The sequence below is a fragment of the Chromobacterium haemolyticum DSM 19808 genome (assembly GCF_000711885.1).
GTDB lineage: Bacteria > Pseudomonadota > Gammaproteobacteria > Burkholderiales > Chromobacteriaceae > Chromobacterium > Chromobacterium haemolyticum.
Map to the genome: position 1 here is coordinate 166,150 of NZ_JONK01000005.1, position 10,258 is coordinate 176,407.

At 67.2% G+C, this 10,258-nt stretch carries 10 protein-coding genes; all 10 read left to right on the forward strand.

Features of this window, described 5'->3' with window-relative positions; genetic code table 11:
- Nucleotides 1-6 precede the first annotated feature (6 nt).
- The 10 genes from iolE (at nucleotide 7) to BR71_RS04500 (ending at nucleotide 10,053) form a co-directional block, all read left to right on the forward strand.
- Nucleotides 7-927: a myo-inosose-2 dehydratase gene (iolE, locus tag BR71_RS04455; protein ID WP_043633204.1), complete on the forward strand. Its 921-nt coding sequence runs from the start codon at nucleotides 7-9 to the stop codon at nucleotides 925-927.
- The gene (iolB, locus tag BR71_RS04460; protein ID WP_043633212.1) at nucleotides 924-1,733 is read left to right on the forward strand and encodes a 5-deoxy-glucuronate isomerase; all 810 of its coding nucleotides are present in this window, start codon (nucleotides 924-926) and stop codon (nucleotides 1,731-1,733) included. The genes iolE and iolB overlap by 4 nt, the downstream gene beginning before the upstream one ends.
- An 87-nt stretch (nucleotides 1,734-1,820) precedes the next feature.
- Nucleotides 1,821-3,116 (forward strand): aminopeptidase P N-terminal domain-containing protein, encoded by a 1,296-nt coding sequence (locus tag BR71_RS04465; protein WP_043633217.1) that lies wholly within the window; start codon nucleotides 1,821-1,823, stop codon nucleotides 3,114-3,116.
- A gap of 43 nt (nucleotides 3,117-3,159) precedes the next feature.
- The gene (locus BR71_RS04470) at nucleotides 3,160-4,323 is read left to right on the forward strand and encodes an FAD-dependent oxidoreductase (RefSeq protein ID WP_043633220.1); all 1,164 of its coding nucleotides are present in this window, start codon (nucleotides 3,160-3,162) and stop codon (nucleotides 4,321-4,323) included.
- A gap of 13 nt (nucleotides 4,324-4,336) precedes the next feature.
- On the forward strand, nucleotides 4,337-5,488 hold the full coding sequence (locus tag BR71_RS04475; protein ID WP_043633222.1) for a UbiH/UbiF family hydroxylase: 1,152 nt from the start codon (nucleotides 4,337-4,339) through the stop codon (nucleotides 5,486-5,488).
- A 24-nt stretch (nucleotides 5,489-5,512) separates the two neighbouring features.
- Entirely contained in the window at nucleotides 5,513-6,247 is a 735-nt protein-coding gene (locus BR71_RS04480; RefSeq protein ID WP_043633224.1) for a DsbC family protein, read from the forward strand.
- A gap of 96 nt (nucleotides 6,248-6,343) precedes the next feature.
- On the forward strand, nucleotides 6,344-7,069 hold the full coding sequence (locus BR71_RS04485) for a hypothetical protein (RefSeq protein WP_052370329.1): 726 nt from the start codon (nucleotides 6,344-6,346) through the stop codon (nucleotides 7,067-7,069).
- A gap of 129 nt (nucleotides 7,070-7,198) precedes the next feature.
- Nucleotides 7,199-7,459, forward strand: coding sequence for an acyl-CoA-binding protein (locus tag BR71_RS04490; RefSeq protein WP_043633234.1), 261 nt, complete (start codon nucleotides 7,199-7,201; stop codon nucleotides 7,457-7,459).
- Between the two features lie 321 nt (nucleotides 7,460-7,780).
- Nucleotides 7,781-8,251 carry a putative pterin-binding protein gene (locus BR71_RS04495; protein WP_052051949.1) on the forward strand — a complete coding sequence of 157 codons (471 nt, stop codon included), beginning with the start codon at nucleotides 7,781-7,783 and terminating at the stop codon, nucleotides 8,249-8,251.
- Nucleotides 8,251-10,053 carry an ATP-binding response regulator gene (locus BR71_RS04500; RefSeq protein WP_043633241.1) on the forward strand — a complete coding sequence of 601 codons (1,803 nt, stop codon included), beginning with the start codon at nucleotides 8,251-8,253 and terminating at the stop codon, nucleotides 10,051-10,053. Before BR71_RS04495 ends, BR71_RS04500 begins: the two co-directional genes overlap by 1 nt.
- Nucleotides 10,054-10,258 lie beyond the last annotated feature (205 nt).

Consider the following 10,258-nt stretch of genomic DNA (forward strand, 5'->3'; position numbering starts at 1 on the left):
AAGGCAATGCATGCATTCGATGTGAAAATCGGCATCAATCCGATCTCCTGGAGCAATGACGACCTGCCGTCGCTGGGCGGCGAGATTTCGCTGGAGCAGGCGCTGGCCGAAGGCGCGGCCATAGGCTACCGAGGTTTTGAACTGGGCAATAAATTCCCGCGTCAGCCGGAGGCGCTGGCGGCGGCGCTGGCGCCGCACGGCCTGCAATGCGTGTCCGGCTGGCATTCCGGCCGGCTGGCCGAGCGCGGCGTGGACGCGGAAATCGCCGCGGCGGAGCCGCATGTGCGTTTGCTGGCCGCCAGCGGCTGCCGGGTGATGGTCTACGGCGAGGTGGCGCAGGCGATACAGGGCCAGCCGAGGCCCTTGAACCAGCGGCCGCGCTTTGGCTCGGAGCGGCAATGGCGGGATTACGGCGAGCGGTTGAACGCCTTCGGTCGCCATCTGCAAAGCCACGGCCTGACGCTGGCTTACCACCACCATATGGGCGCTTACGTCGAAACCCCGGACGATGTGGACGCGCTGATGGCGGTCACCGGCCCGGAAGTGGGCCTGCTGTTCGACAGCGGCCACATCGCCTTCGCCGGGGGCGAACCGTTGGCGGTGCTGCGCCGTCATATCGGCCGCGTGGTCCACGTTCATTGCAAGGACATCCGTCCGCAGGTGGCGCGGTTGGCGCGCAACCGCGGTTGGAGCTTTCTGGAAGCGGTGCTCAACGGCGTGTTCACCGTGCCCGGCGACGGCGTCATCGATTTCGAAGCCCTGCTGCGCGCGCTGGCCGAGCACGGCTATCGCGGCTGGCTGGTGGTGGAGGCGGAACAGGACCCGGTGGTGGCGCCCAGCTACCGCTACGCCGAGCTGGGCTTTCGCACCCTGGCCGGCCTGGTGGCCGCCATCCGCGCCGGCGCGCCGGAAAGGAGCTGCGCATGAATCAGCCTGATTTGCGGGTTAGAGCGGCGGCCGGCCGTGTCGCCGCCGATGTGACGCCGGCCTCCGCCGGCTGGCGACATGTCGGTTTCCGCGCCTTGCGCCTGTCCGACGGCGAGTCCGAGGACTGGCTGCAAGCGGAGCGGGAGTGCTGCGTGGTGGTGCTGGCCGGCGTGGTCGACCTCGTCGCCGGCGACCAGCGCTGGCCAGGCGTGGGGGGGCGCGCCGACGTATTCGACGGGCAAGCGCCGTGGGCGGCCTACATCCCCGCCGGCTGCCCGCTGCGCGTCGTCGCCCGCGGGGCGGCCGAAGTAGCGTTGTGCTCGGCGCCGGGCCGCCCGCTCAGCCGTCCGCCGCGGCTGATCCCGCCCCAGGACATGGCGCAGAGCGTGCGCGGGCAGGGCGCCAACACTCGCTACGTCACCGACATCCTGCCGCAGCAGGCCGAGGCGGACAGCCTGCTGGTGGTGGAAGTGCGCACCCCGTCCGGCCATTCATCCAGCTATCCGCCGCACAAGCACGACCGCGACGCGCTGCCGGCGGAGAGCCAACTGGAGGAAACCTATTACCACCGGGTAAGCCCGGCGCAGGGCTTTGTGTTCCAGCGCGTCTACACCGACGAGCGGGATCTGGATCAGTCCCACGCGGTGGAGGACGGCGATGTGGTGCTGGTGCCGCGCGGCTACCACCCGGTGTGCGTGCCCCACGGCTACGAATCCTACTACCTCAACGTGATGGCCGGGCCGCGCCGCGAATGGCGCTTCCACAACGACCCGGCGCATGAGTGGATGCTGTCCACCGCCACTTGAAGCGCGGCGGCGGGGCTTGGGTTGGCGCGGGCGGCGGTGTAAACTGCCGCATTTACGACCGCGCCGGTCTCTTGCCTGGATTCCGCCATGCCCACGCCTCATGCCGCCCGCCGCGCCCGCCTGCTGTCCGCCCTGGGCGACGCCGTCGCGGTGCTGCCCACCGCGCCGGAAGCGGTGCGCAACGCCGATAATTTCTATCCCTATCGCCCAGACAGCCATTTCCTGTACCTGACCGGCTTCCCCGAACCGGAAGCGGTGCTGGTCCTGGACGGCCGCAGCGGCAAGTCCATCCTGTTCTGCCGCGACAAGAATCCGGACATGGAAATCTGGGAAGGCTTCCGCCACGGGCCGCAGGCTGCGGCCGAGGCTTTCGGCTTCGACGAGGCTTATCCCGTCGCAGAGCTGGACGCGCGGATGCTGGAGCTGCTGTCCGGCTGCGGCCGGCTGTGCTGGAGCCTGGGCCGCGACGCCAAGTTCGACGCGCGCGTCAACGGCTGGCTGGACAGCCTGCGCCAGCGCGCCTACCACGGCGCGCCCGCGCCCAGCTGCTATGGCGACGTGCACGCGCTGCTGGACGAGATGCGCTTGATCAAGGACGACAGCGAGATTGCGCTGCTGCGCCGCGCCGGCGAGATTTCCGCCGCCGGCCATGTGCAGGCGATGCGCGCCACCCGGCCCGGCCTGCATGAATACCAGATCGAGGCCGAAATCCTGCACGCCTTCGTCAGCCGCGGCGCGCGCCAGCCCTCCTACGAGAGCATCGTCGCCGGCGGCGCCAATGCCTGCACTCTGCATTACTGCGCCAACAACGGCCTGCTGCGCGATGGCGAGATGCTGTTGATCGACGCCGGCTGCGAGCTGGAAGGCTACGCCGGCGACATCACCCGCAGCTTCCCGATCAACGGCCGCTTCAGCGGCCCGCAGCGCGACGTCTACGAAGTGGTGCTGGCGGCGCAGACGGCGGCCATCGCCGCGCTGGGCCCCAATGTGCCCTGGAACGCGTCCGGCGACGCCGCGCTGGCGGTGCTGGCTCAGGGCATGCTGGACCTGGGGCTGCTGCAAGGCAGCGTGGACGGGGTGATCGAATCCGGCGCTTACCGTCAGTTCTACATGCACGGCATCGGGCATTTGATCGGCCTGGACGTGCACGATGTGGGCGCGCGCAAGCGCAACGGCCTGTGGCGCGCTTACCAGCCCGGCATGTGCGTGACGGTGGAGCCGGGCTTGTACATCCGCCCGGCGGACGGCGTGCCGGCGGCCTTGCACAATATCGGCGTGCGCATAGAGGACGATGTGCTGATTACCGAGCAGGGCTGCGAGGTCTATACCGGCGGTGTGCCCAAGCAAATTGATCAGATCGAAGCGCTGATGAACGAGAATTGAGTATCCGGAGCCTGGATCCCGAGGAAACAGGAAGGAAGCAGACATGCAGCAACAGACAAATGAACATGCGGACGTGGTGATCATAGGCGGCGGTCCGGTGGGGGCGCTGGCCGCGCTGCGGCTGGCGCGCGCCGGCCGCGAGGTGACGCTGGTGGAGGCCCGAGGCCGCGACGAGGCGGTGCGCGACGCGCGCGCGCTGGCGCTGTCCTGGCACAGCCGCGAGCTGCTGCGCGAAGCCGGCGCCTGGCCGGAGGATTTGCCGGCGTCCTTGATCGACAGCGTGCACGTGTCGCAGCAAGGCGCTTGCGGCCGCACCCTGTTGCAAGGCGAGGATGTGGGCCTGCCGCACTTGGGCGCGGTGGTGGACTATCCGGCGCTGGTGGCGGCGCTGGGCGGCGCGCTGGAGCGCGCCGGCGTGCGCGTGCTGTGGCGCCACCGGGTACGGACGGTCAAGAGCCTCAGTCATTACGCGGTGGTGACGGTGACGTCCGACGCCGGCGAGAGCGTGTTGACCTGCCGGCTGGCGGTGATGGCCGAAGGCGGCGCGCTGGCGGAAAGCCTGCCCGGCGTCAAGCGCCTGAGCCACGATTACCGCCAGTGCGCGGTGCTGGCCGAGGTGCGCACTGAATTGCCGCCCAAGGGCGTGGCCTATGAGCGCTTCGCCCATGACGGGCCGTTGGCCCTGTTGCCTCACGGCGACGCTTATATGTTGGTGTGGACCCGCAGCGCTGAGGACGCCGACCGCTTGCAGGCGGCGGACGACGCCGAGGTGGCCGCTGCTTTGCAGCACGCCTTCGGCGAGCGCCAGGGCCGCATTCTGAGCGTGGGGCCGCGCGCGGCGTTCCCGCTGACGCTGAAGCAGCTCAACCGCGTGGTTAGCGGCCGGGTGGCGATGATAGGCAACGCCGCGCAAACCATGCACCCGGTGGCGGCGCAGGGCTTGAATCTGGGCCTGCGCGACGCCGCCGGCCTCAGCGAGGCGCTGGCGGGCGCGGCCGACCCCGGCGACGCCGCCGCGCTGGCGGCCTACGCCGCGTCGCGACGGGTGGACAGCCACGCGGTGGTGGGTTTCACCCATGGTTTGATTAAATTATTCGATGGCCATCATCCGGTGGTCAGCGCCATGCGCAGCGTCGGCCTCAGCGCGCTGGACGCGCTGCCGCCGCTGCGGCGCAAGTTCGCCAGCCATCTCGTGTTCGGCGTGTGATGGGAGAGCGAGCGTGAAAGCATGGCAGTACGATGTGATCGTCGTGGGCGGCGGCCTGGTGGGCGCCAGCCTGGCGCTGGCCTTGGACCGCGCCGGCAAGCGAGTGGCCTTGCTCGAAGGGCGGCCGCCTCGGCTCGATGGGCTGGAGCAGGGCTGGGACGCGCGCATCTACGCGGTAAGCCCGGCTAACCGCCGCTTCCTGGAGAGCCTGGACGCCTGGCCCGGCGCCGAGCGCCTGGGGGCGATTGAAGCGATGGACGTGCGGGGCGACGCCGGCGGCCGCATCCAGTTTGCCGCCAGCGACGCCGGCGAGCCGGCGCTGGCCTGGATTGCCGAAAACCGCTGGCTGCTGGCCGCGCTGTGGCGGCGTCTGGCGGCGTCCGGCGTTGATTGTCTGCCGGGGCTTAAGCCGCAGGCGCTGAGCGCCGCCGCGCTTAGCGCGGCATTGACGCTGGACGACGGCCGCCGGCTGAGCGCCGCGCTGCTGGTCGGCGCCGACGGCGCCAACTCCTGGGTGCGAGAGCAGGCCGGCCTGGCCGCCAGCGTCAAGCCTTACGGCCAGAGCGGGGTGGTGGCCAATTTCGACTGCGAACGCCCGCACGGCGGCGTGGCGCGGCAGTGGTTCACCGGCGGCGACATCCTGGCCTGGCTGCCCATGGCCGGGAACCGAATTTCCATGGTGTGGTCAAGCTCTGATCCCGCGCGTTTGCTGGAGCTGCCTCCGGAGCAACTGGCGGAGACAGTGGCCGCCGCCGGAGGACGGGCGCTGGGCGAATTGGCCGTCATCACCCCCGCGGCGGCGTTCCCGTTGCGCTTGATCCAGCCGGAGCGAGTGGCGGCGGAGCGGGTGGTGCTGGTGGGCGACGCCGCCCACACGGTGCACCCCCTGGCCGGCCAGGGGGTGAATCTGGGCTTCCAGGACGCGGCGCAATTGGCCGCCTTGCTGGTCGGCGAGCGCGACGCCGGAGACTGGATGCTGCTGCGTCGTTACGAGCGCCAGCGGCGCGAAGCGGTAAAAACCATGCAGCTAGGCTGCGATGGCCTGTTTCAGCTGTTCCAGGCCAAGGCGCCCGGTTTGTCCTGGCTGCGCAATACCGGCTTGAACCTGACCAATTCCCTGAAGCCTTTGAAGCGGCAATTCGCTCGCCAGGCAATTGGCTACTGAACCTTCCCTTGAGGATAAAGATTGATGAAGAAGAACCTGAAGTCCCTGGCGCTGGGCGCCTCCCTGATGATGGCGCTGGCCGCTTGCTCGCAAGCCGCCGGCAGCGGCAATGCCGGCGATGTGAAGAAGGCGTTTGAAGGCCGCTTCCCCGGCAAACCGGTCAAGGCGGTGACCGCCACGCCGGTGAAGGGCATCTACGAGGTGGTGGTGGACAATAAGCAGGTGGTGTACACCAATGCGGACGCCAGCTATCTCTTCGTCGGCGATCTGATCGATGCGGTGAAGAAGGAAAGCCTGACCGAGAAGAAAATGGCCGAGCTGAACAAAGTGGACTTCAAGGCTCTGCCGTTCGAATACGCGTTGAAGGAAGTGCGCGGCAAGGGCGAGCGCAAGCTGGCGGTGTTCTCCGACCCGGACTGCCCGTTCTGCAAGAAGCTGGAGCGCGAAGGCCTGAAGAATCTGGACAACGTCACCATCTACACCTTCCTCTACCCCTTGACCCAACTGCACCCGGACGCGATGCGCAAGTCCAAGCAGATCTGGTGCTCGCCCGACAAAGTGGCGGCCTGGTCCGGCTTCATGCGCGATGGCAAGCCACTGACTGGTCCGGACAATTGCGACACTCCGCTGGAAAAGATTCAGCAACTGGGCGAGAAGCTCGGCATCACCGGCACGCCGGGCCTGATCTTCGCCAACGGCCAGCTGGTGCCGGGCGCGATAGATGCCGACGATATCGAGAAGCTGCTCAACGCCAAGTGAGCGCATGAAGACATGCGCCGCTAAGCGATTTGCCACGGCCTGTTCCTGCGTCCACGCGACGCCGGCTCAGGCCGTTGCCGCGCCTGGAGCGCGGCGATGACGGCGCGGCTGGGCTGGGAGGCGCGCTGGCGGGGCCTGTCCAACGGCGACCGCGTCTTGCTGGGCCTGTCGTTTTCGCTGGCCGTGCATAGCCTGGCTTTTTTCGTTCCGTGGCCGGTGGGCGGCGCGCACGGCGAACCGGCGGGACTGAGCGTGCGCCTGACGGCGGGGAAGCCGGCGGACAGGCCGCCGCCGCGGCTGGAGCCGGCCGCCGCGCCGCCGGCATGGACCGCGCCGCGGGCGGAGCAGACCTTGCCGGAGGCGGCGCTTGAGGCGGAACCAGAGCCGGCGCCTAGACCGAGTGCCTCGGCGCCCGCCGCCGAGCTTCCCGCCGCGGCGTCGGCGCCCCTTGCGGAAGCCGCGCAGCCGGGGGACGAACTGCCGCAGCGTCTGGGCTTGGACCTGTACTATCCGGCCAGCCAGCTGGAGCAACTGGCCGTGCCGCTGCAGCCGATCGAACTGCCTGAACTGGCCGATTTGACGGGGGGGGCGATCCGGATCGAATTGCGCGTCTATATCAATGAACGGGGCGAAGTGGATGCGGTGCAATGGGTCAGCGCCCAGCCGGCCGGCAGCGAACAGCCCTTGCTCAAGCATTTTAGTCAGGCGGTGTTTTCACCCGCGCGCAAGGACGGCATCGCGGTGAAGAGCTATAAACGTATTTTGATCGAGTCCGAATCTGGCGACGGAACGGCTTCGCCGCCGCAGCCTGGACAGCGCTGACGGCGTGGGCCTGCGGGCTGACCGCAGCGCGGGTTCGTGGTAAATTCCGCTCTCCGGCACTGGCTGCCGGCGGCTAACATCTCCAATCAGGGGCGCACCAACGTCCCGGTCTTCAACAAAGGAATTCCCATGTCTGATCTACAGACTCTGTTCACCCAGGCCCAGGCCGATGTCAAGACCCTGTCCGAGCGTCCGGACAACCAGACTCTGTTGCAACTGTACGCGCTGTTCAAACAGGCGACCGAAGGCGACGCTACCGGTGAACGCCCGGGCATGATGGACTTCATCAACCGCGCCAAGTTCGACGCCTGGGAAAAGCTGAAGGGCAAGGGCAGCGACGAGGCCAAGCAGGAATACGTGGACGTGGTGAAGCGCCTGCTGGAAGAGTAAGCCGGCCGCGGCCGACCCCTGCCGCCGAAACGGCGCGCCTGCGGGCGGCGCCGTTTTCGGCGGCGAACCGGCACCAAACTAGCGTGCCGATTTTTTTAGAACCTGTTCAAAGTCTGCAGAGCGTTGCCGATACGGCGAGCGTGTTTTCGAAACGCTCATGCGCCGTCGGCGCAATCCGCTATTTCCGCCGCAGCGCCTTGTCTCGCCCTTGCCCGCGAGGCTTTGAACAGGCTCTATAGTTGTCTGACTGTTGATGAGCAGTGCGGCGGTATGGTTTTTCAATCAAGTGAAGCGTTGGCCAAGATGAAGAGAGTCTTTTGCTTGCTGGTTTTCGTCCTGCTGGCGCAAGCGTGCCGGGCGGGCGACGACCCGGTTTTGCTGGTGGTGTCGGGCAAGATCAGCCATTTCACCGATTCGGCGCGCGGCGTGTACGAATTCCGCGAAAGCGCGCTGATGGCCTTGCCGCAAACCTCGCTGGTCACCGCCACCAGCTGGACGCCCAAGGCGACTTTCAGCGGGCCGCTGGTGCGGGACATCCTCAATAAAGTGGGCGCCTACGGCCATCAGGCCCAGTTTGTGGCGCTCAACGACTATACCTATTCCATTCCTATCGGCGAGCTGGTCAAGTACCGCGCCATCCTCGCGCGCCGCTTCAACCAGCAGCCGATGAACGTGGCCCGTTACGGCCCGTTGTGGCTGATGTATCCGCTGGAGCAGATGCCGGATTCGGCCAAGGGGCCGGCCTTGGACGCCAAGCTGATCTGGCAGATAGACGGTTTGGTGGTGAACTGATGAACCAGGACAATCAAGCGTCGTCCGGCGTGGAGCCGGGCTGGGCCGGCCGCCTGCGGCGGCTCATTTCCGGATGGGGCGGCTGGCCGGAAGGCCGGCGCATGCTGTGGGTGGGCCTGCTGGTGCTGATCACCGCCGCCGGCGGCATGTATTACAGCATCAGCCAGCTGGGCAAGGTCAACTCGGTGGCCAACAGCAGCGAGGATTTGTATTGGTCGGTGGCGCAATTCCAGCTGGAAATGGAGCGCGCCAAGTCCGCGCTGGTGGGTTTCCAGGCCGGTCGCATCACGCAAGACGAGCTGTTGCGGCGCTTGGAAGTGGCCAGCAGTCGTTTCCATGTGTTTTCCGAACCGGCGCCGGTGCGGGTGCAGATGTTGCTGCGCCAGGTGAAGGGTTTCGACACCCTGGTGGCGGATTACCAGCAATTGTTCAACGACCCTGCTTTCAGCCACCCCGCGCTGGCCTCGGTGCCGGCGCTGCTGGAACGCATCGACCTGCTGCGGCCGCAACTGATGGCCTTCGCGGTGGAGGCGAGGGTGGCGGAGGTGAAAAGCCGCACCGAGCGGCTAGAGGACCTGGACCGACAGCGCAGCAATGTGCTGTATCTGCAGTCGGTGTTGTGGGGCGTGATCTGCGCGGTGATTCTGCTGCTGTCGCGCTACAGCTCGGTCAAGCGTCTGGCCAGCGCCAAGCAGGCCTTGCTGGAGAAGGAGCAGTCCGCGCACCAGGCCACGGTGGCGATGGAACTGGACCGCACCACCTTCCTGGCCACGCTGAGCCATGAGATCCGTTCCCCCTTGCAGTCGATGCAGGTATGCATCGAATTGCTGGAGCCGGTGGCGGACGGCCAGAAAACCGCGCGCACCGCCCTGCAGCGCTTGAAGACCAGCGTGTCGCATTTATCCGCCCAGGTGCACGACATCATGGATATCAGCGCCATCCGCAATATGAAGCTGCGGATGAATCCGCAGCCGATGCCGCTGGCCGAGGTGCTGCAAGCCACCATGGACGTGATGCGGCCCTTGGCCGACGCCAAGGGGCTGGCGCTGAATTACCAGGCCGGCCCGCTGCCGGCGACGGTGCTGCTGGACGAGGTGAGGCTGCGTCAGGTCGTGGGCAATCTGGTGTCCAACGCCATCCGCTACACCGATAGCGGCTCGGTCACGGTCAGCGTGTCCTGCCTGCGCGCCACCGGGCATCACGAGCTGGTGCTGCAAGTGCGCGACACCGGGGTGGGCATTCCGCCGGAGTACCAGCAGCGTATTTTTCAGCCTTTCATCCAGGGCAAGCATAGACGCGCCGGCAGCTGCGGGCTGGGTCTGTCCATCGTCAAGGAGCTGGTCAATCTGTTTGGCGGCTGCATCGCGCTGGACAGCGCCGAGGGCAAGGGCGCCTGCTTCACCGTGCGCATACCGGTGCAGGCGGCGGAGACGCCGGGCTCGCAGTCGGTGCTGATCGTGGACGACGACGCCGACATTCGCGACACCCTGGCCGAGTTGCTGCAGCGCGACGGCTATCAGGTGGCCACCGCGGAGACGGCGGCCTTGGCGGAACGGGCGCTGGAGCAAGCCGATTTCGACGCTGTGCTGCTAGACATGCACCTGGGGGCGGATAGCGGCTACCAGGTGGCGGAGCGGGCCTGGAACGGCCAACGCGCCGAGCATACCGCCGTTGTCGGGATGAGCGCTTATCCGGAGGCCTTTGACGATCCGCGCGCGAGCCGCTTCGCCGGCATCCTGGCCAAGCCCTTCGACGCCGGTCAATTGCGGCAGATGCTGGCCGTGGTCAGCAAGCGGGCCTGACCCGCGTCGCGCAAAAAAGCCCTGGATGACCTCCAGGGCTTTTTCAATGCCGCGCCGCGGCGATAGTGAACCGCTGCCTATTCAACATCTCGCGAGCCAAGGCGAGACAAGCGAAAACCGCTGAGAAAGCGGAGTGTGCACACGGTACATGAGCATTTTGAGCTTGTACTCACCGCGCAACGCTTCACGACGCGCAGCAAACTTT

Excerpts from the sequence above, each read along its gene's own strand:
- iolE (WP_043633204.1), top strand. The coding sequence starts at position 7 with ATGCATGCATTCGATGTGAAAATCGGCATCAATCCGATCTCCTGGAGC.
- iolB (WP_043633212.1), top strand. The coding sequence starts at position 924 with ATGAATCAGCCTGATTTGCGGGTTAGAGCGGCGGCCGGCCGTGTCGCC.
- BR71_RS04465 (WP_043633217.1), top strand. The coding sequence starts at position 1,821 with ATGCCCACGCCTCATGCCGCCCGCCGCGCCCGCCTGCTGTCCGCCCTG.
- BR71_RS04470 (WP_043633220.1), top strand. The coding sequence starts at position 3,160 with ATGCAGCAACAGACAAATGAACATGCGGACGTGGTGATCATAGGCGGC.
- BR71_RS04480 (WP_043633224.1), top strand. The coding sequence starts at position 5,513 with ATGAAGAAGAACCTGAAGTCCCTGGCGCTGGGCGCCTCCCTGATGATG.
- BR71_RS04485 (WP_052370329.1), top strand. The coding sequence starts at position 6,344 with ATGACGGCGCGGCTGGGCTGGGAGGCGCGCTGGCGGGGCCTGTCCAAC.
- BR71_RS04490 (WP_043633234.1), top strand. The coding sequence starts at position 7,199 with ATGTCTGATCTACAGACTCTGTTCACCCAGGCCCAGGCCGATGTCAAG.
- BR71_RS04500 (WP_043633241.1), top strand. The coding sequence starts at position 8,251 with ATGAACCAGGACAATCAAGCGTCGTCCGGCGTGGAGCCGGGCTGGGCC.